Here is a 25,938-nt window from a genome sequence, read left to right on the forward strand (position 1 = left end):
GTGGCGGGCCGTGATGCATACGGGAATCGGCCCACGGTTTCGACTGCGATCTGCGCCTAGCCCTTCGCGCCAAGTCGGAACTTGTGCAGCAATGGTTCCGTATACCCGCCAGGCTGCGACCGTCCTTCAAAAACCAGCGCCTTCGCCGCCTTGAACGCGAGCGATGTGTCCAGGTGACCGGTCATTGGCTGGTACTGAGGATCGTTGGCGTTCTGCTCGTCCACCACCTTCGCCATGCGCTTGAACGTTTCGTTCACCTGCGCTTCCGACACCACCCCGTGATACAGCCAGTTCGCAATGTGCTGGCTCGAAATGCGCAGCGTCGCGCGGTCTTCCATCAGACCGATATCGTGAATATCCGGCACCTTCGAACATCCGACGCCCTGATCGATCCAGCGCACCACGTAACCCAGAATCCCTTGCGCGTTGTTCTCGATTTCCTCGCGGATTTCCTCCTCCGACCACTGCGCCTTTTCGACGACAGGAATCGTCAGCAAGCCATCGAGCAGTTCATCGCGAACGCTGTCGTAGCCCGTCGTTTCCAGCTCCTGCTGCACGGCCTGAACGTCAACTTGATGGTAGTGCAGCGCGTGCAGCGTAGCGGCAGTTGGCGACGGCACCCAAGCCGTGTTCGCGCCCGCTTTCGGATGCGCGATCTTCTGTTCGAGCATCGCGTGCATCAGGTCGGGCATCGCCCACATGCCCTTGCCGATCTGCGCGCGTCCGCGCAATCCCGAGCTTAAGCCCGCCAGCACGTTATTACGCTCGTATGCCGCGATCCACGCCGACGATTTCATATCGCCCTTACGCATCATCGGACCCGCTTCCATTACGCTGTGCATCTCGTCGCCAGTGCGATCCAGGAAGCCCGTATTAATGAACGCCACGCGCGCCGAAGCCGCCGCAATGCACGCCTGCAGGTTGACGCTCGTGCGGCGCTCCTCGTCCATGATGCCCATCTTGATGGTATGGCGCGGCAGCCCCAGCAGATCTTCGACGCGGCCGAACAGCTCATTGGCGAACGCGACTTCGGCTGGGCCGTGCATCTTCGGCTTGACGATGTAAATCGATCCGGTCCGCGAATTGAGCTTGTTTTGCAGATCGTGCATCGCGCCCAGCGATGTCATCACGGCATCCAGAATGCCTTCGGGAATTTCATGACCGTCGCGGTCGACGATCGCCGGATTCGTCATCAAATGCCCCACGTTGCGGATGAACAGCAGCGAGCGGCCATGCAGCTTCACGGTCGAGCCATCGGGCGCGGTGTAGTTGCGATCGGCGTTCAGGCGGCGCGTGAAGGTCTTGCCGTTTTTCGTGACTTGCTCGGTCAGATCGCCTTTCGAGAGGCGGGTCCAGTTGCGGTAAAGCTGGACCTTGTCGGCGGCATCGACGGCGGCAACCGAGTCTTCGCAATCGATAATCGTCGAGACGGCCGCTTCCATCAGTACGTCTTTCACGCGCGCGGCGTCGGTCTTGCCGATCGAGTCCGTTGCGTCGATCTGGATCTCGAAGTGCAGGCCGTGATGCTTGAGCAGGACGGCGGAAGGGGAGCCAGCGTCGCCCTGATAGCCGATGAACTGCGCGGGAACCTTCAGTGCCGACGAGCCGTTCTTGAGCGTGACGGCGAGCTTGCCGCATTCCACGCGGTACGCGATGGCGTCGACGTGCGAGCCGTTGGCGAGCGGCGCGGCTTCGTCGAGGAAGGCACGGGCACGCGCGATCACGCGCGCGCCGCGGACTACGTTGAAGTAAGCGGTGCGCACCGCGCCGTCGGTTTCGGGGATGGCGTCGGTGCCGTAAAGCGCGTCGTACAGGCTGCCCCAGCGCGCATTCGCGGCGTTGAGTGCGTAGCGCTGGTTCGAGAGCGGCACGACGAGTTGCGGGCCGGCTTGCGCGGCGATTTCGGTGTCGACGTTCTGAGTCGTCGCCTTAACGGCTGCGCTCGCCGGCACGATATAGCCGATGCCCTCGAGAAATGCGCGGTATGCCTTCAGATCGCGCACCGGCCCCGGATTTGCGCGGTGCCACCGGTCCAGCTCCGTCTGCAGACGATCGCGTTCTGCGAGCAACGCGCGGTTCTTCGGCGCGAGGTCGTGGACGAGGGCAGCGAAGCCTTTCCAGAACGCCTCGCTATCGATGCTGGTCCCGCTCAACGCCTCATTGTCGACAAATTTGCTGAGAACAGCCGCAACACGCAGCCCGTTTCGCTCGATCATTTCACCCATCATGTGCTCCAACAGTTTCAAATATCAATCAATCAGCCGTTGAGGCTGTTTGCTGCGGTTCTGGCCACTTGCGAATCCTGATCCGGCTTGACCCCGGACACGCCGACTGCGCCCACAACGTGCCCGTCGACCACGACAGGGACGCCGCCTTCCAGTGCGCCGGCCAGCGGTGCGCTCAGGAATGCGGTCCGGCCGCCGTTGATCATGTCTTCGTACTGCTTCGATTCACGTCGGCCGAGCGCTGAGGTACGCGCCTTTTCCGTCGCGATGTAAGCGCCGATCGGCGCACAGCCGTCGAGGCGGAGCAGGGCCAGCAGGTGGCCTCCGTCATCCGCAACGGCAATGGTGACTGCCCACTGGTTTTTCTCTGCTTCCGCGCGCGCGGCTTCGAGAATTCGGGTCGCTTCTACAACGGTCAATACGGGTTTGCTTTGCATGTCAGGGTTATCAAGTGTGTGTTTCGAAGTGAAGTGTCGCCACCGGCGCGGGCCGGTGGCCAGGATACGTTTCGCGGCGAACCGGGTTATCCACCCAGCGCGCCCTGCGTGTTGACGTGCACCGCATAAATGGACTGCGACGACGCCATGAACAGCCGGTTACGTGCGCGTCCGCCAAAGCACAAATTCGCGCAGCGCTCGGGCAGGGCGATCCGGCCAATCATTTTTCCTTGTGGCGAAATGACCATGACGCCATCGAGTTCGTCATTGCCCATGCCCCAGCCGCACCACAAATTGCCGTCGATGTCCGCGCGCATTCCGTCGATCGTGCCGACGCCCGCGTCGTAGAACACCCGTCCTCTACCGATTCCGCGACCGTCCGCGTCCATTTCATAAACGTGAATCATCCGGTTGGGCACACCGCGCGATTCGATGATGTAGAGCAACTTCTCGTCGGGTGAAAAGCACAAGCCGTTCGGCCCTTTCAAGTCGCGAGTGACCACGGACGCTTCGCCCGTCACGCCATCGATCCGATATACGGAGTGCGGGAGTTCCTGCTCCGCCTTGATTCCTTCGTAGTGCCCAGAAATGCCCATCGGCGGATCGGTGAACCAGATGGAGCCGTCCGACTTCACTACCAAGTCGTTGGGGGAATTCAGCGGCTTGCCTTCAAAGGAGTCGAGAAGGACGGTGATGCTGCCGTCGTACTCGGTACGGGTGACGCGGCGGCCGTGCTCGCACGTAACGAGCCGCCCCTGCCTGTCGCGGGTGTTGCCGTTCGCGTAGTTGGAAGGTTTCCGGAACACGCTGACCACGCCCGTTTCCTCCTCCCATTTCAGCATCTGGTTGTTAGGAATGTCGCTCCAGAGCAGGTAACGCCCATCGCCGAACCAGACCGGACCTTCGGTCCACCGGTAGCCGGTAGCCAGCCGTTCGACAGCCGAAAAGGCCACGCGGAATTTATCGAAGGAAGGGTCTAGCGAAATCACCCGGGGATCGGGGTATCGCTCAGCTTGTTGCCACATCTCAATCTCCTGTTCGGGTACCCGGCATTTGCGCCCATGCGGCGGCACGACCGCTAGTATAAAGGAAATCAAGTAAGCGCTTTCTCTTGAATTCGCAATCGAAGTGCCATAAGATGCTTGAAATCGTTGGGGTTCAAGTAGTGGCGCATCGGCCGTATCGGTTATGTAAGAAAGCGGTTACTCTCGCCCTCTTTTTTTGACCGCCCGGCGCAAAATTTTTAGAAGGGCAATGCCTGATGACTGAGATGACGAGCAAGAACGTAACCGGACCAGTGATTCGGTTGCATCCCGCTGACAATGTGGTGATTGCGCGCATCGACGTCGCAATCGGAACGCCGGTTCCATCGGAAGATTTTGTTTGCCGCAGCCAGGTGGCCGCAGGTTATAAGATCGCCGCGATGCCCATCAAAAAAGGCGAGGCGGTTCGCAAATACAACGTGGTGATCGGTTTCGCCGCGACGGATATTGCGCCAGGCACGATGGTGCATAGCCATAACCTCGAGTTCCGCGAGTTTGACCGGGACTACGCATTCGGCGCGGACTACCGGCCCGTCGAGATGGTGCCCGAAGCCGAGCGCGCCACGTTCCAGGGCATCGTGCGGGACAACGGCGAGGTTGCCACGCGCAACTACATCGGCGTGTTGTCGACAGTCAATTGTTCGGCCACGGTCGCACACAGGATCGCCGAATGGTTCACGCCGGAACGGCTGGCGGACTACCCCAATGTAGATGGCGTGGTCGCGTTCACTCATTCGATCGGTTGCGGTATGGAGATGAGCGGTGAGCCGATGGCACTGCTGCGCCGAACAATGGCGGGTTACGCGCGCCATCCCAATCTCGCCGCGGCGCTGATTGTCGGGCTGGGATGCGAGCGCAACCAGTTGGCCGGACTGATGGATCAGGAAGGTCTGAAGGCTGATTCGCGGCTGCACACGTTCATCATGCAGGAGAACGGCGGCACCCGCCGGACCATCGAGGCGGGCGTTGCTGCGGTACAGGCGCTGCTACCCGACGCCAATCGCGTGAAGCGCACGACGGTTCCGGCAAGCCACCTGAAGATCGGTCTGCAATGCGGCGGTTCGGACGGCTTTTCGTCGATCACCGCAAATCCTTCGCTTGGCGCGGCGATGGACTTGCTGGTCCGTCATGGCGGCACGGCCATCCTCTCCGAAACACCCGAAATCTACGGCGTGGAACATACGCTCACGCGGCGTGCGGTCAGCCGCGAAGTCGGCGAGAAACTCGTTGAGCGGATCCGCTGGTGGAAAGACGAGTATTCGGTCGGTCGCGACGTTCAGATCAACGGCCAGGTCAGCCCTGGCAATCAGGTGGGCGGACTGGCGAACATCTTCGAAAAGTCGATTGGATCAGCAATGAAAGGCGGCACTGGGCCGCTGATGGAAGTGTATCGATACGCCGAGTGGGTGAAGCAATCGGGACTCGTATTCATGGACACACCTGGTTTCGACCCCGTCTCCGCGACGGGTCAGATTGCGGGCGGCGCGAATCTGATTGCCTTCACCACAGGGCGCGGTTCGATGTTCGGCGCGAAGCCGGTGCCATCGCTGAAGCTCGCCACCAACACGCCGATGTACACCCGTCTGACCGAAGACATGGATCTGAATTGCGGCGGGATCCTGGATGGCATTGCGTCGATCCAGAGCACGGGTCAGAAAATCTTTGACGCTATTCTCGCAGCCGCGTCGGGCGAGCGCACCAAGAGCGAAATGCTCGGGCTAGGTGACCACGAATTCGTGCCGTGGCAGATCGGCATTATGAGTTGAGTCCGCAGTGGCCCAGCGCATCGCGAGGGCGAACGGTCATTTACATCCATAAGTAAAACCGCCGCCCTGTAGCTAGTCGAACAAAGTAGCGGAGACAGCCCTTGAGTACCCAAACCCCGGCAATACAAATACCTGACAGCGCAGAAAGCAACTCGATCTACACGCGAGTGACCTGGCGCTTCATGCCCTTGCTGTTCATCTGCTACGTGGTGGCCTATCTGGATCGGGTCAACGTGGGCTTCGCCAAGCTCCAGATGCTCAGCGATCTGAACTTCAGCGAGGCGATGTACGGCTTCGGCGCCGGTATCTTTTTCATCGGGTATTTCTTCTTCGAAGTGCCGAGCAACTTGCTGCTGCACCGGCTCGGCGCGCGCCGCTGGATCGCCCGGATCATGCTCACGTGGGCCGTGCTCTCGGCCGCGACCGCGTGGGTTTCCACACCCACGATGTTCTACGTATTGCGCTTCTTTCTGGGCGTGGCCGAAGCGGGCTTTTTCCCAGGGCTGGTGCTGTATCTCACCTACTGGTATCCATCGCACCGGCGCGGCAAGATGATCGCTTTCCTGATGGCGGGCAATCCGGTGGCGGGCATTGTCGGCGGCCCGGTATCGGGCTTCATCATGCAGCGCCTGGCGGGCAACGCGGGGCTTGCCGGCTGGCAGTGGCTGTTCATTCTGGAAGCCATCCCCGCGCTGATCCTCGCAGCCATCATTTTCTGGTTCCTCGACGACCGGGTAAAGGACGCAAAGTGGTTGTCGGTTGAGGAGCGCGACTTCATTGCAGCGGAAATCGATGCGGAAGCCCGCACCAAAAGCCACGGTTCCGTGCGCGAGGTCTTCACGTCGCTCAAAGTCTGGACCTTGTGCACGATTCTCTTCGGTATCGTGATGGGCTCTTATGCGGTTGGCTTCTGGCAGCCGACCATCATAAAGAGTTCGGGAATCACGGACGCCTTCACCATTGGCCTGCTCACCGTCGTGCCTTATCTGGCCGCCTTGATTTTGATGATTGTGGTCGGCCGCCATGCGGACCGCACGCGTGAACGCCGCTGGCACGTCGTGCTGCCGCAATGCATGGCGGCCGCGGGTTTCGTGATGTGCGCCTACGCGGGCAACAATACCTATATTGCGTTGCTTGGCCTGACGCTTGCCGCTTCGGGCGTGATTACGGCCTTACCCATGTTCTGGGCGTTGCCCACGTCTTTTCTCGGTGGCACCGGCGCCGCCGCCGGCATTGCATTGATCAATTCGACGGGCAATCTCGCAGGATTCGTAAGCCCTGCGCTGGTCGGGTGGCTGAAGACGGTCACGCATTCACTTGATTCGAGCCTGTTCCTGATCGCGGGGTCGCTGATCGTGTCCGCATGTCTCATCTTGACGCAGCTTCCCGCCAGGCTTGTCAACAAGTAGTACCTACATGGCGCTCGAGAGAAGCGCCAGATAATAACGTTCGGTATCCTTATTTAAATGGAATAGAGGCAACATGAAGACTGGGAAGTATCGTTACGTTGTCGCGTTGCTGCTGTTTATTGCGGGCGCGATCAATTACATGGACCGCGCGGCGCTTGGCGTGGTCGCGCCTATCCTCAACAAGGAGCTGAGTCTTTCACCGTCGCAACTCGGCGTGGTGTTCAGCAGCTTTTTCTTCGGTTATTCCATCTTCGCCTTCGTCGGTGGCCAACTCGCCGACAAGTACGGACCGCGCCGGGTTTTCTCCTGGGCGATGGGGACGTGGTCCATTCTCTGTGGCCTGACCGCGGCTGCGACTGGATTCGGCACGCTGCTCGTTTCCCGGGCGCTGTTTGGCTTCGGTGAAGGCCCGATGAATTCGACGACCAACCGGACCATCACCAACTGGTTTCCCCGGCATGAAACCGCGACCATGGTCGGCTTTACGTTTTCGGGCCAGACGGTAGGCAGTGCGATCGCTGGGCCGGTGGTCGGACTGATTGCCATTGCTTACGGCTGGCGCACGTCGTTTGTGATTATCGCGGCGCTCGGGCTGGTGTGGATCGTCGCCTGGCGCATGTTCGCGACCGACAGGCCGGCGCAAAGCGCACGGGTCGGCGAGGCCGAACGCGAAATGGTCGAAGCGAGCCGTAGCGCGGCGCATCCGGCGGAAGGCGGCGACGAAAGCACGCCCTTGCGCAGCTACCTGTTTCGTCCGAGCACGCTCGCGCTTGGCGTCGGCCTTTTCGCGGTGAACTACACGTTGTTCGTGTTCATCTCCTGGATGCCGAGCTATTTCACCAACGCGCTGCATCTGGACATGAAGCACATGAGCATTCTGAGCGCAGTGCCATGGGCATGCGGCGGGATCGGATACTTCGGCGGCGGCCTGCTCGCCGATGCGTGTTTCAAGCGCATGAGCAACAAGCTGCTGGCGCGCAAGGTCGCGGCGATCGTGCCGCTCGCGCTGTCGGGTCTCGCCCTGGTGGGCGTGAGCATGGTCGATTCCGTGACGCCCGCGGTACTGCTTGTCGCGTTCGCCGTGCTGTTCCTGACAGCTTCGTCGCAAGCGTGCTGGGCCATCATGCACGAGCTTGTGCCGGGCAGGCATCTTGGGGGCGTAAGCGGCTTTGTTCACCTGATCAGCAACATTTCGGGCATCGTCGGTCCGACCATGATGGGTCTGGCGGTTCAGTACTTTGGCGGTTACAGCAGCGGCTTCATGCTCGGCGCAGCGGTCGATCTGGTCGGCGTGCTGGCCATGCTGCTGGTCATCGGCCGGCGCGCCGCAGGCGAGACAGTTGAAACGCATACCACCGCCGCCTAAGCGGCCTGTCCTGCCACGCAAGGAGTCCGTGCCATGAATGGTAAATACCGTTACGTAGTCGCCGGCCTGCTGTTCGCAGCAGGCGCGATCAATTATATGGATCGCGCGGCGCTCGGCGTTGTGGCGCCGATCGTCGGCAAGACGCTCGACCTGTCTCCATCGCAATTGGGGATCGTGTTTAGCAGCTTCTTTGTCGGCTACTCTATTTTTTCGTTCCTCGGCGGCTATTTTTCCGACAAATTCGGAACGATGCGCGTTTTCTCGTGGGCCATGGGTATCTGGTCGCTATTTTGCGGGCTGACCGCCGCCGCCACGGGATTCGTTTCGCTGCTGGTGTGCCGGGTGTTCTTTGGCATTGGCGAAGGACCGATGAGTTCGAACACCAATCGCACCATCTCCAACTGGTTCCCCCGCCACGAAACGGCCACCATAATCGGCTTCACGTTTTCGGGCCAGACGCTCGGCAACGCGATTGCGGGACCGGTAGTTGGCCTGACGGCCGTGATGTTCGGCTGGCGTGTGTCGTTTGTGGTGATCGGCGTGCTCGGTTTCTTGTGGCTTGTGTGCTGGCGCATCCTTGTGACGGACAAGCCGCATCAGAGCCACCGCGTCGGCCTGCATGAGACGCAGCTGATCGACGAAAGCCGCAAGGCCGCGGAAGTGCGCAACGTCGAAGACGACGGCACGACCCTCGCTTCCTATCTGCGCCGGCCAAGCACGCTTGCGCTGGGTGCGGGCCTGTTTGCCGTCAACTACACGCAGTACGTGTTTATCTCCTGGCTGCCCAGTTACCTCACCAGCGAATTGCATCTGGGATTGCGCCAGATGAGCGTGGTCATGTCGATTCCGTGGATCTGCGGCGCGATCGGTTACTTCGGCGGTGGCCTCGCAGGTGACTTCATTTACAAGCGCATGGATGATCCGGTCAAGGCGCGCAAGATCGTCGCGACCTTGCCGCTTGCATTGTCAGGTGTCGCGGTAGCGAGCATCACGTCGGCCGGCACGCTGCCGGTGGCGGTCGCACTGATCGCCGGCGCGCTGCTGTTTCTGACTGCGTCATGCCAGTCAATCTGGGCAATCCAGCACGAGATCATTCCATTGCGCCGTCAGGGCGGCGTAGGCGGGTTCATCCATTTTCTGAGCAACCTCTCCGGAATAATAGGCCCCGCTTTGACCGGCTTTCTGATCCAGTATTTCGGCGGTTATCACAGCGCTTTTCTGTTCGGATCGCTGATTGATTTTGCCGGTGTGCTGGCCATGCTGTTCTTTATCCAGAGCCGCCCGTCTGCGACAGTGCACGCCGGCGCAGGATCGGTCCCGTGAGCATCGTTCGTTCTTTCGAGTCGATTCTACGGCTATGAAACACCCGCCGGTTGCGCATGCAACCGGCGGGTGTTTCTTCACGGCATCAGGCGGGGACCTTGAGTCCCGGCATGGAGAAGCCGATTTCGCGGAGTGCGGTGGCGAGCGCATCGCGCTGCACCGGCGTCAGATCGACGAGAGGAGGACGTACGATGCCCCAGTCGGGATCGTTCGAATAGACGCCGATTGCTGCCTTGAGCGCAGGGATCATCGGGAACCTGGCGAACACCGCGCGCGTGGCATCCAGCGCTGCCTGCTGGGCATCGGCGTCAGTCGATTGCCAGTGACGATACAACTGCACAATAGCCGCCGGATTCACGTTTCCGGTTGCCGTGATGCAGCCGACGCCGCCGGCACGCATGGTGGCCAGCAGGAAGTTTTCGTTGCCGGCGAACACATCGAAGCCGTGCGGCTGGAAGCGCTCGAGCATGGCCTGTGTGTTGCTCCAGTCGCCCGAGCTGTCCTTCACGCCGGCGATCACACCCGGGAAAGCAGCGAGCAGCCGCTCGATGAGCGCGAGGCTGAGCGGCACCTGGGACACGGGCGGGATGTGATACAGGTAAATGCGCAGTGCGTCCGAACCCACGCGCTCGATGATCTGCGCATAGCTGCGGAACAAGCCTTCGTCGGTCACGCCCTTGTAGAAGAACGGCGGCAGCGTCAGCACATTGTTCACGCCCAGCGAAAGCGCATGGCGTGTCAGTTCGACTGTGTCGGTGAGTGCCGAGCAGCCGGTGCCCGGCATCAGGCGATCGACCGGAATGTCCGCGCCAACCAACGTTTCGAGCAGCTTCATTTTCTCGCTGACTGCGAGCGAATTCGCTTCCGAGTTGGTGCCGAAAACAGCGAGTCCGACGTCCTGTTCGATAAGCCATCGGCAATGCTGGACATAGCGGTCGTGATCGGGGAGAAGGTCGTTTGTGAACGGCGTGACCACGGGCGAGTAGACGCCGCGGGGCCGGTTGACTGAGGTCATCGCGTGTTCCTTGTGCTTGGGGTGGGGGTGTTTCGCGCCATTCAGTCGGCGATCTGTTGCGCAGACGAGCGGGCGTGGAGCGCTTCGGGATTGACACAGGTCGACGAGAACTGGCCGTCGAGTGCGTCGATGAGATTGCGCACTGCGCGCATGGCCATGTTTTCGCGCGTCTGTTGCGTAGCGGAACCGATATGCGGCACCGCTACCACGTTCGGTAACTGGAGTAGCGGCGAGTCCGGCGACACCGGCTCGCGTTCGAACACATCGAGACCGGCGCCGAGAATGCGGCCTTCGCGGAGATGCGCGATGAGGGCGGCTTCGTCGACGACCTGTCCGCGAGCGCAGTTGATGAGGATGGCCGACGGCTTCATGGTCCCGAGCTCGGCGCTGCCGATCAGGCGTTCGGTGGCGGGCGATAGCGGCACCAGCACGCAGACGAAATCCGCAGTCGCGAGCAGCTCGGGAAGCGGCCGCCATTGCGCGCCGTAGCGCTCCTCGGCTTCAGGGTTGCGGGAGCGATTGGAATAGATCACGTCCATGCCGAAGCCGAGGGCGGCGCGCTTGGCGACGGCGCTGCCAATGCGCCCAAGCCCGACGATTCCGAGCGTTTTGTGATGCACGTCGACACCGAATTGCGCCTCGCCGATAGTACGCGTCCACTGGCCGCGCCGCGTCCAGTCGGCGAGTTCGGAAATGCGCCGGGCGGTCGCGAGGATCAGGCTGAACACAAGGTCGGCGGTGGTTTCGGTGACTTCTTCCGCCGTATTCGTCAGAACAATGCCGCGCCGCGAGAGGTCAGGGACGTCGAACGCATCGAAGCCGGCCGAAATGGTCGACGCGACCTCAAGCAAGGGCGCCGCATCGAGGATGTCAGGCGTTATCTTGAGATTGGTGCCGATCATTCCATGAGCCGTGCCCAGGGCGCGCCTGAACGGCGCGAGATCGCCGGAGGAAACGTCGACCAGTTCGACGGAACAGTGCGTACGAAGAAGCTCCAGCACGGCAGGAGGCAACGAACGATAGGCCACGACATGCTTCATGAAAACCTCGGCGGAATGCTGTTAGAGAGCGTTGAAATGCGGCATCGACCGCAACCCAAAAGAATCGCTTGCAGACAGACTATAAGTATCGGTAAGATTCTCGTCAAGATTATTGATAATCTTGACGGAAATCCAGGAGCGATAATGAGCGAGAAGAAAACCGGCTTGCGGCAGGGCCTGACGAACTACGGCGATGAAGGTTTCTCGCTTTTTCTGCGCAAGGCGTTCATCAAGGGCGCGGGCTATACGGACGACGCACTGTCGCGTCCGATCGTGGCCATCGCGAACACGGGCAGCGCTTACAACCCATGCCACGGCAACGCGCCGCAGTTGATCGAGGCGGTAAAACGCGGCGTGATGCTGGCTGGCGGACTGCCTGTCGAATTCCCGACGATTTCGATCGCCGAGAGCTTTTCGCATCCGACCAGCATGTACCTGCGCAACCTGATGTCGATGGACACGGAGGAAATGATCCGGGCCCAGCCGATGGATGCGGTGGTGCTGATCGGCGGCTGCGACAAAACCGTCCCGGCCCAGTTGATGGGTGCGGCGGCGGCGGGCGTTCCCGCGATTCAACTGGTGACGGGCGCCATGCTGACGGGCTCGCATCGCGGTGAACGGGTGGGGGCATGTACGGACTGCCGCCGTTTCTGGGCGAGTTTTCGCGGCGACCAGATCGACGAAGCCGAGATCGAAGCGGTCAACAATCAGCTCGTCGCGACGGTCGGGACCTGTTCGGTGATGGGAACGGCAAGCACGATGGCCTGTATCGCCGAAGCCTTGGGCATCATGCTGCCGGGCGGCGCGTCTGCGCCTGCCGTGACTGCCGATCGCATCCGCATTGCGGAGCGCACTGGCGCGCAGGCCGTGGCGATGATCGGGCGGGACCTGAGCCCGGCAACCATCCTGACGCCCAAGGCGATCGAAAACGCGTTGCGGGTACTGCTCGCAATCGGCGGCTCGACCAACGGCATCATTCACCTCACGGCAATTGCGGGCCGGCTCGGGATTCGCATCGACCTTGAGCAACTCGACCGGATGGCGCGCGAGACGCCGGTGCTCGTCGATTTGAAACCGTCTGGACAGCACTACATGGAAGACCTGCATCGCGCCGGCGGCCTGACCACGGTCATGCGCGAGATAAAAGACCTGTTGCATCTCGACGCGCTCACGGTGACCGGCCGTACGCTCGGCGAGGAGCTGGATCTCGCCCCGGCGAGCTTCCCGCAAGAAGTCGTCCGCCCGTTTAATCGCCCGATCTTCCCGCAAGGCGGTATTGCGGTGTTGCGTGGCAATCTCGCGCCGGGCGGCGCGATCATCAAGCAGTCAGCGGCGAGCGCCAGCCTGATGGAGCACGAAGGGCGCGCCGTCGTCTTCGAGGACGCGGAGGATCTGGCGCGCCGTATCGACGATCCGGAGCTGGACGTGGAAGCGCACGACGTACTCGTGCTCAAGCGGATCGGTCCGGTCGGTGCACCCGGGATGCCGGAAGCCGGCTACATTCCGATCCCGCGCAAGCTCGGCCGCCTGGGTGTGAAAGACATGGTGCGCATTTCGGATGGACGCATGAGCGGCACGGCGTCCGGTACGGTGGTCCTGCATGTCACACCCGAAGCGGCTATCGGCGGTCCGCTCGCGATCGTACAAACGGGCGACCGGATTCGCCTGAGCGTGGCGGAACGGTCTATCGAACTTGCCCTCAGCGACGAGGAAATTGCCGCTCGTCTCGCCGCGTTGCCGGCGCGCGAGGTCAATCCCGAGGAGCGTGGTTATCGCAAACTCTTCCTGACGACGATCACTCAGGCCGACGAGGGCTGCGACTTTGACTTTTTGCAAGCTACCCAGGTTACGGCGACCGTTCCCGGCAACGGAAACAAGGGTTAAAGGTCATGTTTTCGTATAGGCTCGCGGGTTAGATCATTTTGCGGACCCTTTTATGAGCAACGCTGCCAAGCCCAAACGCGCCGATGCACCCATTGCGAAGACGGTCGAACGCGACCGCAATATCGACGAGACGCTGCGCAGCGTCTCGGACGAACTCGAGGAGCAGATCGTCCTTGGCGTTCTGCATCCGCGCGAACGGCTCGTGGAAGACGATCTGTGCGAGCGCTTCAACCTGAAGCGCCACGTCGCTCGCCTGGTGCTGGCGGAGGTGGAGCGGCGCGGCTTGGTGGAGCGTCGCAAGAATGTGGGCGCGCTGGTCAAGTCGTTTACGCCGCGCGAGGTCACTGAGCTGTATGCGCTGCGCGAACTGCTGGAGGCAGACGCGGCGAGGCGCATCGTTTTTCCTGTCAGTAGCGAGGCGCTCGATGCATTAACGGCAATTCAGGCAGAGCACGACGAAGCAGCCATCGCCGGCGATCTGCGGCGTGTGTTCCGCGCGAACATGGCCTTTCACCATGCGTTCTTTGGGTTGTCGGAAAGCCAGGTACTAACCGAGGCGATTCACGAGTACGAGCGCCGTACGCATGCCATCCGTTCGGTATCGATCGTGTTTCCTCAGTATCTGGAGAAGGCTCGCGCCGATCACCACCGGATGATCGAGGCGCTCCGAACCGGCGACCGGGAATCGTTGATCAAGTTATGCCGGGAGCACCTGGTGCCATCGCGCGATGCGTATCTTGAAGCGCATCATCGCCGCTCGGTCGGCTACGCCGTACAGAAGGGCGAAACCGATTAAGCGTTTTTACCTGAATCACAGAGAGGGTAGCAATGACTCGAGTACTGATTACCGGCGCGGCCGGTCACATTGGACGTGTGCTCCGCGCCGGTTTCCAGGGCCACTATGCACTGCGCCTCGCCGATATTGCGCCGCAGGCTGAGGCGCAGGCAGGTGAGGAAATCGTGACTGCGGATATCACGCGGCTGGAGGATCTGCTGCCGGCCATGGAGGGTGTCGATGTCGTCGTGCATCTCGCCGGCATTCCCGACGAGGATCGCTGGGAGCGCATCCGTGATATGAACATCGAGGGATGCTACAACGTGTTCGAAGCGGCGCGGCAAGCGGGCGTCAAGCGCGTGGTGTTCGCGAGTTCGAACCATGCAGTGGGTTTTCATCGTCGCGACCGGATGATCGACAACAGCGTCGAGCCGCGCCCTGATAGCCGCTACGGCATCTCGAAGGTGTTTGGCGAGGCGCTTGGCCGGATGTACGCCGACAAGCATGGCATGTCGGTTGCGTGCATCCGGATCGGCTCATTCCGTCCGGACGACCGGCCAACCGCGCCGCGGCATCTTTTCACATGGATCAGCCATCGCGACATGGTGCAGGTGGCGCGCCGCTGTATCGACTATCCGGACTTCCACTTCGCGGTCGTGTATGGCGTATCCAATAACGCGCGCAATCGCTGGGACAACGCCAACGTGCGCTATCTCGGCTTCGTGCCGGAAGACGATGCCGAACTGTACGCGGCTGAGATCGCGGCATCGGGAAAGGCGGAAGATGCGCGTGAAGCGCTGTTTCACGGCGGCTTCGGCTGCCTTGTCGAATTCGACGGTGATCCGCTCCGGGTCGAATGAGTGTGACGGTCCATCGTCGGAACGGTTGCGTCGCGTGATAGTAGGCGATCATGAATTCGCATCCTTCATGACCCAGTGACAAGAAACAGGTGGACGTTGAACATCCGCGTCCACGCAAGATCTGCCCTGCGAAAAGTGCCTCCCGGTTCGCGCCGGTCACACTTGTTCGCAGGGCAAATCTTGCGGCTAATTCCGCGCCTCGTTCATCCGACCAGCGGACCCACCTCGAAACTAAAGTTCGCAACGCCATCCACGCCACCTGTGACCTTGTCGCCTGGGCGTAGTGCGCCGACGCCGGCGGGTGTTCCGCTGAAGATAAGGTCTCCCGGCTTCACAGTCACGGACTGAGACACGTAACTGATGATGTCTGCGACAGGCCAGATCATCTCGCTGAGATCGCCTTGTTGACGGACTTCGCCATTCACGGACAACCATATCCGTCCGCTGGACGGATGCCCTGACTCGGACGCCGGCTTGATCTCGCTCACCGGCGCAGACGCGTCAAAGCCTTTCGCCCAGTCCCATGGGCGGCTCAGTTTCTTCGCTGTCGCCTGGAGGTCCCGGCGTGTCAGATCGACTCCGACTCCATAACCCCAGACAAAATCGAGTGCGTTTTCAGGGGCGATGTTCTTTCCTTCCTTGCCGACCGCAATGACGAGTTCAATCTCATGGTGCAAGTCGGAGGTAAGGGGCGGGTACGGAAGCACGCCGGTCGCCGGCACCACGGCATCGGCAGGCTTGGAAAAAAAGAACGGCGGATCCCGGTCCGGGTTGGCACCCATTTCGCGCGCATGCTCTGCGTAGTTGCGCCCGACACAGAACACGCGGCGCACGGGAAAGCGGCTCGTCGAGCCGCTGACAGCAACGGAGGTGATCGTGGGGGGTGTCACTGAGTATTCGGTCATGGTAAGACTCGCGAGTAGTATTGGGCTACCCACGATATCGCCTTGCGAATGCGCTGTGCAGGACAAATCCGCTGAGCACCAGGACGATCTTACGGTGCCCCTTTGCGCGTGGTTGCGCCACCGTCTCGTTGAGCCGCACGCCGGTGCATGTCGCGAAAGTCGCTCGGCGATTGACCGACTGACTGACGAAACCGCCTCGAAAAATAGGCTTCGTCGCGATAGCCGACCAGAAACGCAATGTCCTTGATGCGCCGGTTGTCGTTTGCCAACAGATGCTTTGCACGTGCGATGCGTCGCTCGGTCACCCACTCGACAAATGTCCGGCCCGTCTCTTTCTTGATCAGATGCGTAAGATAGTTCGGCGATAGAAACGCAGCAGCGGCGGCAGAGCTCAGAGACAGTGCGTCGCTCGCGAGATGTGCATTGACGTGACGGTCCACGCGGACCAGAGCGTCACGTCGGCCGAGTCTTTGGACGTTACGCGAGGAAAGCTGAAGTAGCTGATCCGCGTGCCGCTGGCATACGGTCCCGATAAGCTGCAGAAGGTATCCGCGCAAAAGAGCGGTCGAACCGAAACGCCGCGTCTCATTGACCTCCAGCATGCGTGACAAAACTGGCTCGATTTCGGCGAGATCGGCGTCCTCCAGAATGAAGTCGATGTACTCCTGAAGCCTGAATGGGGCGAGTTCGGGCGCCTGCGTGATCGACACATCTTCGAGGTCAAGGGGATCCGCGATTCCGTCCGTATTGGCGTGTAGAAACGCTTGCGTAAAATTGATGACAATGAAGCGCGAATGCTCGGGGTGCGGTATCAGATGCAAGCGATGCGGCAGGATAAAGGCCACCGCACCCGCAGGAAATGGCCTGCGCACTCCGCCGATGTGCTGTTCGGTGTCTCCGCCGAGGTTGATCTGAATCTGAAAATATTCGTGCTTGTGCGGCTCTTCAATCGCGGGGCGCGACGCCTGGTCGCGTATGTAGAAATCGAGGCGATCGCTTCGCTCTGGCATCGCATAGGTGCGTGATACTGCCACCGGTGATGCGTTCATGGCTGTGTACTCCGATTGATTCATGGTTGCCGGTGCGTTGAACCCTTCACGGCGCCCTCGCGCCGACTACCCCGGTATCAGCACGCGACTGCGTGTAAGCACCTCTTTCGCTATCTCGACGATGGTATCCGCGCCACCAAGACACTCTTCCTGACAGGCGACAAAAAAACCTTGCTGAGTGATCGGCCGTTCAGTGTTCAGCACGTGAATCAGCCCGGCATCGATCTCCGCGCGCATGATCGCGGGCGACAACACGGCCGCCGCATGTCCGGCCGCGACCAGCCGCGACATCATCGACAGGGAGTTGCATGAGCTGATGTTGTCCGGATGGCAACCGGCGCTGCGGAACCAGTTCATTACAAGCGAATGGTTCGATGACGGTTGCGAGACGGTGATGATCGGTACCGACGCAAGATCGTGAGGCGCGACATTGCAGCTGGGCACGAGTTGCGGCGACGCAACCCAATGCAGATCAGTGTAGCCGATAGCGGTCTCGACCACGTGGGGCGCATCGGTGGAATCGTTCAGTATCGCTATGTCCAGTTCGTGCGCGCCGAGCTTGCGTCCGAGTGCGACACCCAGATCGATCGTTAGCTCGATCTTCATGTGCGGATATCGCGTCTTGAGTTGCGTCAGTAGATCTGCAAGCCCCGCGTGGGCGATGGACTCGATCGCGCCGAGACGGAGAAGGCCGTACATGGGGTCGGTACGCTTCGCAATCTGTTCGAGCTTTTCGGCGAGCTTCAGCACCTGTTCCGCATTGGTGAGCGCGTCGCGTCCTGCGAGCGTGAGTTCGGAGCGGTTCCGGCTGCGTGTGAAGAGCTGCACGCCGAGATGCTCTTCGAACTCCTGGATGCGTGCCGAAATGGTCGGTTGCGTGAGATGCTGATGACGCGCTGCCGCATGAAATCCGCCTAACCGCGCCACCCAATAAAAGGTTTCAATTTGCTGAAGAGAAATGCGCATGATCGAAGGTTTCTATCAGATGGCGTCGCTAACTTTGATTATCTCCCGGAAAAATTGCGTTCGTATACTGATCCCTCCTTTCGTTGCACTGGAACGTAGTGCGTCGTTGGGCACTTTTCAGCAGGACCGTCCGTAGCTCCAATTGACCCGCCGGCTAAAGGAGATGCCGCTTGAAGCAAAAGAAGCAAGGCCACCGTTATATACCCCAAGGCAGCAAAGACCCGCGCCGCAGCAACTGGACGACTCGCCTTGCGACCACGCCGGCCTCATCCGGCGAAGCTGCTTTTCCCGAGGAACCGGCACGCGCCGGCGGCATCGGGCAGCCGCACTTCCCGGTTCCGGCGAAGGCGACCGATAGTCATCACCACATCTACGATGCGCGGTATCCAGTCGATCCGTCAGCGCAATTGCAGCCGCCTGATGCAACGGTCGCCGACTATCGCGCGCTGCAGCAGAAGCTGGGCGTCGAGCGACATGTCGTCGTTCAACCGTCTACGTATGGAACCGACAACCGTTGCCTGCTCGATGCCCTGGCGCAGTTCGGCAAGAGCGCGCGCGGTATTGCGACCGTGCCCGTCAGCGTGACGGATGGTGAGTTGGCCGGTCTTCACGAGATTGGCGTACGCGGGCTGCGCTTTAACCTCGAATATCTGGTCGGCGTCACGGTATCGATGATGGAGCCGCTCTCGAAGCGGATCGCACCGCTCGGCTGGCACATTCAGGTCAATGCCACCGCTGCGCAGCTACTCGCGCATCGGCAGTTGCTGGCGAATCTGTCATCGCCGCTCGTGATCGATCATATGGGACAGATCCCGCAACCGGGCGGCGCGGAGCATGCCGCGTTCCGGATGGTCGAGGCGCTGCTGACCAACGGCCGTACCTGGGTCAAATTGAGCGGACCGTATCTCGTGTCGCGCAGCGGGGCGCCGGTCTACGCCGACGCCGGCATGGTCGCGCTCAGGTTTGCCCAGCTTGCCGCGGACAGGATGCTGTGGGGATCGGACTGGCCTCATCCGACGCAAGCGGCCGACAACAAGCCGGACGCCGCCCGCTTGCTGGACGATCTGACGCTGTGGATACCGGATGAATCGACGCGGCATCGAATCCTCGTCGAAAATCCTGCAAGGCTTTACGGTTTCTAGCGTGCGCCCGGCCTATCGACGGCTCCCGAGTTGCTCACGCACTTCCCACGCCCCTTCGGTGTTAAGCACCATCGCGCTGGGGTAGAGATAAGCAGACGTGCAAGCGTGACGCGGCAATAACATCACCCGGTCGCCGACAGCCAGATCGGTGTTTTCGACCACGACGTGTTCTTCGCTCATCATGACGATCTTGCCGTCCCAGCGAAAGCGCTCGGCGAGCGGCTTGTCGGGCGAGATAGCCTTCGACCCCGCATCGAGTGTGGCGGTTGTGCTGTTGCGTGAAATCACCGTTGCCAGGACATAGGCGCTCGGCGTCCAGCCGAGTGCGGACAACTCCAGGTCGTGTTGAGCGCTCGAATAGGTCCAGCTGCCCGGGGACACGAAGTGGGCGAGCGTGCGCGGCCACAGATTGAACGTATAGCTGCCCCCGGCGATGAGCCTCGTCGGCAGTCCGTCTGCATCGGCTGCGCGCGTCAATGCCGTCACTTTCTCCACGATGGCGGCCACCCGCGTGCGGCGCGTGGCAATGTCGAGATCATGGATATGGCCGTCGTAGACATGCCATCCTCCAAAGCAGCCGAGCGCGGCCAGCTCACGGGCCAATTGCAGCGTCGCCGCTACGATCGGCGCGCCAGTTCTGCCCATGCCGGCATCCAGATCGATGAGCAGCGTGAGATTGGTCAACGGCGCCCCATTCGTTGCGCGACGCCACGCGGCCGCGCCTGCCGCCGAGTCGACGAGCGCCTCGACCCGTGCGTCCGGATGAGCGTGCGCCAGCGCGAGCAAGGTACGAATATGAGCGTGGTTCACGGTCGGATACGCCCAGACGACGTGTTTCGCGCCGGCCCTGAGCACCATCGCCACTTCCGCCACGGTAGCCGCCTTGAACGCGGTGACGCCTTCGCGAATCAGCCTCTCGACGACCCATCCGGCGCGATGCGTCTTGACATGCGGCATGAGCCGTTCCACCCCTCCACATGCAAGGGCGGTTGCATAGAGGTTATCGACGATGCCGCGCTCGGATACGATGAAACACGGTGTCTGCAATTCTTCTGGCAAGCTGACGGCCCACGACGGCGCGCGTCTGAGCGTGGTACTCGAAAGGTCGGACATGGTTGGTGCGTCAAGAGAGGAAAAGGGCGTCGCGCTCACGAGTGCGACGGCGCTGCGAGGTATCCGTCTACGTGCGCTCTGAGCTGGCTCAGCACTTGCGCATGCTGTTCCCACGACAGCCGGTCGACGCTCATCTTGGGCGTCGCGGGACGGTCGATGCGGCTATCGTCAACCGCCTGCCCGACGTCGACCGCCGCCGCGAGATACGCCCGGTCGCGCTCCGGCGTGAAATCGGCGAGCAGTCGCGCCGCTGCGTCGCGGGGCGCGACCATCGCCATCGCGGATACCAATCCCCAGCCGCCCCAGTTCGAGACGCTGGAAACAATCAGATAGTCCGCGGGAATGGCTGCGCTGATCAACGGGCCGTTGGGAATGTCGTCGTGGACGATGTCCTCAGGCAGCACGCCCATGCCGATTTCATTGCCGCCGTCGCCGATGCCGATCGTGACCCACGGACGCGTCCACTCTGGATCCTCGAACAGAAGGTGCAGCGGCGCAGTATCGTCAGACATGTCCGCGCCGTACTCGCGGTGCGGCTTGCCGTCGCTCGCGGGCGACACCCGCTCGATCGCGATCAGATGCGTGATCGGACGTTCAGCCTCGCTTAGCCGCGCTCTCAGCGACTTGACCGATGCCGTGCTCACCGCGGTGATCTCGAACGCCACGTCTTTCGGCAATTCCGTGGTGACTGCCCAGACGGCCTTGCAGCATGGCGCGTCCGAGATCACCGTCACCGGTATGCCGAAGTTCGACAGTGCGGCGGCCAGATGGGCCATGCCGCCCAGACCGTCCGTCTCCGGCGAGGGCGGGACGGCATTGCGTATGAAGAACCCCGTCACGATACCGACGTGGGCGTTCGGTGTACCCATGATCGAACGAGCGGCCGCTTCCAGCTGACCTTCAACGAACCGCTTCATGCGGCCAATGTCGCGCCGGACGGTTTGCCCAATGATGTCTTCGACTTTTGCTATTCCCATTTTCCAATCTCAGTAGCAACGTTGTTCATGCGGGGCGCGACGATCGCTCAGACCGGAATCTTCGTTTCATAATCGATTCCGATCGAACAGAGCAGCAGGCCGACGCCCATTGCGGCGAAACACATCAGCGCAAGGAAATAGGAGCCCGTGAACTGAACGATCGCGCCGATCGCAATCGGGATCACCATGCCGCCGATATTTCCGCCGAAGTTGAGCAGCCCGCCGAGCGTGCCTACCTTGTTGCGCGAGGCGAGCATCGCGGGGATCGACCAGTACAGACCGCCCCAGCGCAGAAAGAAGAGCGTGATGGACAGCAGGATCACGACCATCGTGGGGCTCGTTGCATGTGCCACTGAAAACACTGCAATCGTGGCAACCACGCCGGCGATGCCGAAGATCGTGCGCATGACGCGGTTCGGTGCGGCGCCGCTGGCGAGCCACTTGTCGGCGACGTAGGCACCGAACAGTTCGCCGATGAAGCCGGAAAAGAAGATCACGAAGCTGGCGCCGCCCATCTGTTGAATATTGAAGCCCTGCACTTTCTGAAGATAAGTGGGCATCCAGGTCAACAGGCCGTAGTAAAGCGTCGTGCAACACATGAAGCCGACGAACATCAGCAACACTGAGCGATACCTGAAGAAATCGAACGAATTGCCTGACAGGTTTTTCGCTTCCTTTTCATCTTCCTTGCGCCGGGCCTGCTCGATGTGTTCCGCTTCGGCTTCATTGACCCCGGCATGTTCGCGCGGTTGATTCTTGATGTAGTACCAGGCGCCTATGCCGCACAAGACCGTGCCGACGCCGGCGATCGCGAACGCCGCGCGCCATGAGTGTGCGACTACGATCAGCCAGGTGATCAGTACCGATCCGAGCGCCGCGCCGAGCGGCGAGCCACCATCCATCAGTGATGCGCCGCGCACCCGCTCATGCTGCGTGAGCCACATTGCGTTGAGCGCACCTCCTGCCGAGGCAACAGGCGCTTCTGCGACGCCGAGTCCGAGTCTCGTAGCGAGCAGGGACATCGCATTGGTCGTCAACGCGCCAAGGCCCTGGAAGGCGCCCCAGAGCAAAGTGCACAGCGCGAGGACCAGCCGCGGCTTGAAGCGGTCGACTGCCATGCCGCCTGGAATCTGCATCAGCGTGTACGACCAGAAGAAGGAACTCATAATGAGACCTTGCATGACCGGCGTAAGCGTGAACTCGCTTGCGATCATCGGCATCGCGACGGACAGGGATGCACGATCGATGTAGTTGACCGTGACCAGCAGCAACATGATGAGAAAAATCTTCCAGCGAACCGATGTCTTCGGCTGGGCGTATGCCACGACTGCTGCAGGTGCTCTGCTCATGCCTGTTCTCCTGATTCGCTGTATGAACAGTCATCTGCCACGCCGCAGGCGCCTGTTCCGTGCTGGTTGAAATTGAGTATAGGTGCGTGGATCTGAGTGGAGATAATCGAAAGTGACCCGGGCAATCGATAGAAATCGCTGATCATGCGTGCGGGCAAATAGACTTGTTATCCGCGTGCCCTGACAAAACGCGCGCGCGCCGGCTTCAACATGAACATGGCAAGCGCGGCGGTGCTCAGATCGAGCGCAATCGCGCAGCCGAACACCGGCACCCAGCTACCGGTTTGCTGATGCAGCAGTGCGGCCAGCGGGCCGCCGAAGATCGAGCCAATCCCGAACGAGATGTAAAGCCAGCCGTAATTCGTGGTGGCATAACGGGTACCAAACGTGTCGGTCAGGGTCGAAGGGAACAGCGAAAAAATTTCGCCCCAGCCAAAGAACACCACGCCGGACAGCAGCACGAACAGAACCGCGTTATCGCGCGTCAGCAACCAGAGCGCCATCGCCACACCTTCCAGCGCGAACGCGAAACACATCGTGTTTTCGCGCCCCAGCCGATCCGATATCCAGCCGAACAGCGGACGGGTCAGACCGTTCGTGAAACGGTCGATCGTCAGTGCCAGCGGCAACGCGGCGAGCCCGAAGACCAGTACCTTGCTGACGCCGAAGTCAGCGGCGAAGCTTGCCATTTGCGACGTGACCATGAGGCCCGAAGTAGACATCATCGTCATCATCACGAACATCAGCCAGAACAGTGGTGTCCTGAGCATCTCGGACGGGCGGTAGTCGCGCATCGCGGCCGCTGTCCGGGAAACTGCCGAGGCGATACCGTCCGCCGCAGGCGGTACCCGCAGGCCTTGCGAGGCGAGAAGGCCGACCACTGCGAAGATGATGCCGTACAGCCACAGCGTGGATTCGACGCCGTGCGTTGCGAGCGATGCCGAGATTGGAAAGGTAGTGACAATTGCGCCCATGCCGTAGCCTGCGGCCGCTACACCGGCGGCGAAGCCGCGTCGATCGGGAAACCAGCGAACCACGAATCCCACCACGCCGACGTAGACGATCCCGGTACCGAGACCCCCGACGCAGCCATACGTGAGGTACAGCATCGACGTACTATGCGCATACGAAGCGAGCACCCAGCTCAGGCCTGCCAGCAACGTACCGATCGAGATCAGCCTGCGCGGCCCGAAACGATCAATCAGCGCGCCCTGGAATGGCGAAAAAAACGCCTGTAGTAGCACGAGCAGCGAGAATGTGACCTGCAGCGCCGGCAGCGCGATGCCGTACTTGGCCATGAGTGGCTTCGTCATCAGCGTCCATACATATTGCGGACTCGAAATCGTCATCATGCAAACAAGACCGAGTCCGAGCTGGATCCAGCGGGTGTACGCGGCCGTTTGCGCGGCGGGCGAGGCAGCGCCTTTCAGTGATTGCGTGGGGGTGTTCAATGTGTTTCTCCGTTTTGGCTTGACGTCTTGACAGACGGACAGACGTGCGCCGTCCTTGCCGTCGACGCTACCGCTCGCGGGTCGTTGTTTTAAAAAGGGTGCGGGCGGCGCGGCCGCCCGCTGTTTACCAGATGCGCCTACCAGCCAGCCGCGGCCCCGTCGCTGCGCGGGTCATAGCCTGCCTCCAGACATCCGTTGCCGTATCGGACGATCGCGCCGGCGTGGCCCATTGCTTCGTCGTATGGCAGCATCTGTTCGACGTCATGGCCGAGACGGCGCAGCGCATTGAACGTGCCGATGGGAAACCGCGCCTCAAGCTTGAGTGATTCATTGGATCGCCCCCAAGTGCGGCCCAGCAGCCAGCGGGGCGCATCGATAGCGGCTTGGGGATTCCAGCCGAAGTGCGCGATCCGCGAAAACACGGCGCTTTGCGATTGCGGCTGGCCGTCGCCGCCCATGTTCCCGTACACCATCGTGCGTCCGTCAGCGAAGCGCGCGAGTGCCGGGTTCAGCGTGTGAAACGGCCGTCGTCCCGGCGTAAGTGGATTGCGCGCAGAGGGATCGAGCGAAAAGCTACAGCCGCGGTTTTGCCAGTTGATGCCTGAATCTGCAAGCACGAGGCCGCTGCCGAATTCGTGGTAAATGCTCTGGATGAAGCTGACGGCCACGCCATCGGCGTCGATTACGCCGAGCCACACTGTGTCGGCCGGTCCGAGACCGCGACCCCACGGAGCCGCCGCAGACATCGAAATCTGCTCGGCCATCGCGTCGAGCACAGGTGGCGCAAGCAGCGTCTGCGGATCGATGTCCATGTAATCCGGGTCGGTGATGTGCTTGTCGCGGATGGCGAATGCGAGCTTGGTCGCCTCCACGCACGCGTGGACGTATTCCGGCCCGAGCGGATCCATATCGTCGCGCAAGACACGGTCAAGCACACCGAGAATCTGCAGCGATACAAGCCCTTGTGTGGGCGGCGGCATGTTGTAGATCGTGCCGAGCGAATGCGTGAGCGCGAGCGGCGTACGCAGCCTTGCGCGATGCTGTTCAAGGTCGGCGAGCGACAGCGGACTTTCGAGGGCATGCAGATCGGCCGCGATGCTGCGTGCGAGGTCGCCCCGGTAGAAGTCGTCGAGACCCGCGTGGGCGAGGCGCTCGAGCGTCGCGGCGAGGCGGGGCTGCACAAAACGGTCGCCGACCGCGGGCACGCCCAGCGGGTTATCGCCCGTCAGAAACGTCTTGGCGAACCCCGCGACCGATTCGAGTTCCTGCCGCTTGAGCGTGACGCATTCGGACTGACTGCGCGTGACGGGAATACCGCCCCCCGCGTAGGCGATCGCATCTTCCAGCAGGCGTGCGACCGGGAGCTTGCCGCCGAGGTTGTCAGTGGACCAACGATGCGCCAACGCCCAACCCGACACGGTGCCGGCTACCGTATTCGCCGCCAGCGGTCCGCGAAACGGAATGGTTTGCAGGCCGCGTGCGCGATAAGCGTCGATCGTCGCCGCCGATGCCGCCGCTCCACACGCCTCGATGCCGACTGGCTCTTCGCCCGGCCGCGAAATCAACCAGAAGCCGTCGCCGCCGATACTGTTCATATGCGGATACACCGCTGCGATGGTCGCCGCGGCGGCAATCATCGCCTCGACGGCATTGCCTCCGTCGCGCAGGATTGCGAGCGCGCTTTGCGACGCCAGCGCATGGGGTGTGACCGCCATCCCGCGGATACCCCGCACAGGATTTAAAAATTCTGCTGACATATTTCCTCAAACCATCAATCGACCATCGCTACCCGCTGAGCCGCTACGGGTTCGCATGATCACGTGATACTTCCTGTACACAACGA

The 25,938-nt window shown here is 61.4% G+C and carries 21 protein-coding genes; 8 read left to right on the forward strand and 13 right to left on the reverse strand.

All coding sequences use genetic code 11. The features are described 5' to 3' along the window. Window positions 1–56: 56 nt before the first annotated feature. The 3 genes from HHL24_RS27330 to HHL24_RS27340 all read right to left on the reverse strand — a co-directional run bounded on the left by HHL24_RS27330 (window position 57) and on the right by HHL24_RS27340 (window position 3,687). On the reverse strand, window positions 57–2,216 hold the full coding sequence (locus HHL24_RS27330; RefSeq protein WP_407947529.1) for a malate synthase G: 2,160 nt from the start codon (window positions 2,214–2,216) through the stop codon (window positions 57–59). 41 nt (window positions 2,217–2,257) lie between these two features. Further along, window positions 2,258–2,662 carry a heme-binding protein gene (locus HHL24_RS27335; protein ID WP_169488472.1) on the reverse strand — a complete coding sequence of 135 codons (405 nt, stop codon included), beginning with the start codon at window positions 2,660–2,662 and terminating at the stop codon, window positions 2,258–2,260. An 86-nt stretch (window positions 2,663–2,748) separates the two neighbouring features. Next, window positions 2,749–3,687, reverse strand: coding sequence for an SMP-30/gluconolactonase/LRE family protein (locus tag HHL24_RS27340; RefSeq protein ID WP_169488473.1), 939 nt, complete (start codon window positions 3,685–3,687; stop codon window positions 2,749–2,751). A 236-nt stretch (window positions 3,688–3,923) separates the two neighbouring features. Here HHL24_RS27340 and HHL24_RS27345 point away from each other — a divergent pair, with 236 nt between their 5' ends. From HHL24_RS27345 to HHL24_RS27360, 4 genes are all read left to right on the forward strand, one after another. Then, the gene (locus HHL24_RS27345) at window positions 3,924–5,471 is read left to right on the forward strand and encodes a UxaA family hydrolase (protein ID WP_169488474.1); all 1,548 of its coding nucleotides are present in this window, start codon (window positions 3,924–3,926) and stop codon (window positions 5,469–5,471) included. Between the two features lie 101 nt (window positions 5,472–5,572). Next, window positions 5,573–6,880, forward strand: a complete 1,308-nt coding sequence (locus HHL24_RS27350; RefSeq protein ID WP_230417588.1) for an MFS transporter — start codon at window positions 5,573–5,575, stop codon at window positions 6,878–6,880. A 73-nt stretch (window positions 6,881–6,953) separates the two neighbouring features. After that, window positions 6,954–8,246, forward strand: coding sequence for an MFS transporter (locus HHL24_RS27355; protein ID WP_169488475.1), 1,293 nt, complete (start codon window positions 6,954–6,956; stop codon window positions 8,244–8,246). Between the two features lie 33 nt (window positions 8,247–8,279). Continuing rightward, window positions 8,280–9,569, forward strand: a complete 1,290-nt coding sequence (locus tag HHL24_RS27360) for an MFS transporter (RefSeq protein WP_169488476.1) — start codon at window positions 8,280–8,282, stop codon at window positions 9,567–9,569. Between the two features lie 85 nt (window positions 9,570–9,654). Here the strand turns inward: HHL24_RS27360 and HHL24_RS27365 are convergent, their stop codons facing one another. Together HHL24_RS27365 and HHL24_RS27370 are read right to left on the reverse strand one after the other, a co-directional pair. Further along, complete coding sequence (locus tag HHL24_RS27365; protein WP_169488477.1) at window positions 9,655–10,584, reverse strand: dihydrodipicolinate synthase family protein; 930 nt, start codon at window positions 10,582–10,584, stop codon at window positions 9,655–9,657. A gap of 41 nt (window positions 10,585–10,625) precedes the next feature. Next, complete coding sequence (locus tag HHL24_RS27370; protein ID WP_169488478.1) at window positions 10,626–11,624, reverse strand: 2-hydroxyacid dehydrogenase; 999 nt, start codon at window positions 11,622–11,624, stop codon at window positions 10,626–10,628. 144 nt (window positions 11,625–11,768) lie between these two features. Between HHL24_RS27370 and HHL24_RS27375 the strand changes: the two genes are divergently transcribed. Genes HHL24_RS27375 through HHL24_RS27385 form a run of 3 tightly spaced genes read left to right on the forward strand, consistent with a single transcriptional unit; the run spans window position 11,769 to window position 15,143 of the window. Next, the gene (locus HHL24_RS27375) at window positions 11,769–13,508 is read left to right on the forward strand and encodes an IlvD/Edd family dehydratase (RefSeq protein WP_169488479.1); all 1,740 of its coding nucleotides are present in this window, start codon (window positions 11,769–11,771) and stop codon (window positions 13,506–13,508) included. A 52-nt stretch (window positions 13,509–13,560) separates the two neighbouring features. Next, complete coding sequence (locus HHL24_RS27380; protein ID WP_169488480.1) at window positions 13,561–14,304, forward strand: GntR family transcriptional regulator; 744 nt, start codon at window positions 13,561–13,563, stop codon at window positions 14,302–14,304. A 32-nt stretch (window positions 14,305–14,336) separates the two neighbouring features. Beyond that, entirely contained in the window at window positions 14,337–15,143 is an 807-nt protein-coding gene (locus HHL24_RS27385; protein ID WP_169488481.1) for an NAD-dependent epimerase/dehydratase family protein, read from the forward strand. A gap of 203 nt (window positions 15,144–15,346) precedes the next feature. Here the strand turns inward: HHL24_RS27385 and HHL24_RS27390 are convergent, their stop codons facing one another. The 3 genes from HHL24_RS27390 to HHL24_RS27400 form a co-directional block, all read right to left on the reverse strand. Next, window positions 15,347–16,048 (reverse strand): fumarylacetoacetate hydrolase family protein, encoded by a 702-nt coding sequence (locus HHL24_RS27390; RefSeq protein ID WP_169488482.1) that lies wholly within the window; start codon window positions 16,046–16,048, stop codon window positions 15,347–15,349. Window positions 16,049–16,137: 89 nt separating this feature from the next. Beyond that, complete coding sequence (locus HHL24_RS27395) at window positions 16,138–17,097, reverse strand: AraC family transcriptional regulator (protein ID WP_169488483.1); 960 nt, start codon at window positions 17,095–17,097, stop codon at window positions 16,138–16,140. A 66-nt stretch (window positions 17,098–17,163) separates the two neighbouring features. Beyond that, window positions 17,164–18,063 carry a LysR family transcriptional regulator gene (locus tag HHL24_RS27400; RefSeq protein WP_169488484.1) on the reverse strand — a complete coding sequence of 300 codons (900 nt, stop codon included), beginning with the start codon at window positions 18,061–18,063 and terminating at the stop codon, window positions 17,164–17,166. 314 nt (window positions 18,064–18,377) lie between these two features. Here HHL24_RS27400 and HHL24_RS27405 point away from each other — a divergent pair, with 314 nt between their 5' ends. After that, a complete protein-coding gene (locus tag HHL24_RS27405) occupies window positions 18,378–19,205 on the forward strand; it encodes an amidohydrolase family protein (RefSeq protein WP_169488560.1) in 828 nt (275 codons plus the stop codon). Window positions 19,206–19,217: 12 nt separating this feature from the next. On the opposite strand, the gene HHL24_RS27410 is transcribed toward HHL24_RS27405, so the two are convergent. From HHL24_RS27410 to HHL24_RS27430, 5 genes are all read right to left on the reverse strand, one after another. Next, the gene (locus HHL24_RS27410; RefSeq protein ID WP_169488485.1) at window positions 19,218–20,318 is read right to left on the reverse strand and encodes an alanine racemase; all 1,101 of its coding nucleotides are present in this window, start codon (window positions 20,316–20,318) and stop codon (window positions 19,218–19,220) included. A gap of 35 nt (window positions 20,319–20,353) precedes the next feature. Then, on the reverse strand, window positions 20,354–21,295 hold the full coding sequence (locus HHL24_RS27415) for a glutamate cyclase domain-containing protein (protein ID WP_169488486.1): 942 nt from the start codon (window positions 21,293–21,295) through the stop codon (window positions 20,354–20,356). 47 nt (window positions 21,296–21,342) lie between these two features. Then, the gene (locus HHL24_RS27420) at window positions 21,343–22,644 is read right to left on the reverse strand and encodes an MFS transporter (RefSeq protein WP_169488487.1); all 1,302 of its coding nucleotides are present in this window, start codon (window positions 22,642–22,644) and stop codon (window positions 21,343–21,345) included. A gap of 167 nt (window positions 22,645–22,811) precedes the next feature. Beyond that, entirely contained in the window at window positions 22,812–24,095 is a 1,284-nt protein-coding gene (gene oxlT / locus HHL24_RS27425; protein ID WP_169488488.1) for an oxalate/formate MFS antiporter, read from the reverse strand. A gap of 137 nt (window positions 24,096–24,232) precedes the next feature. After that, on the reverse strand, window positions 24,233–25,852 hold the full coding sequence (locus HHL24_RS27430) for a gamma-glutamyltransferase family protein (protein WP_169488489.1): 1,620 nt from the start codon (window positions 25,850–25,852) through the stop codon (window positions 24,233–24,235). Between the last annotated feature and the right edge of the window lie 86 nt (window positions 25,853–25,938).

The sequence above is a fragment of the Paraburkholderia polaris genome (assembly GCF_012927345.1).
Taxonomy (GTDB): domain Bacteria; phylum Pseudomonadota; class Gammaproteobacteria; order Burkholderiales; family Burkholderiaceae; genus Paraburkholderia; species Paraburkholderia polaris.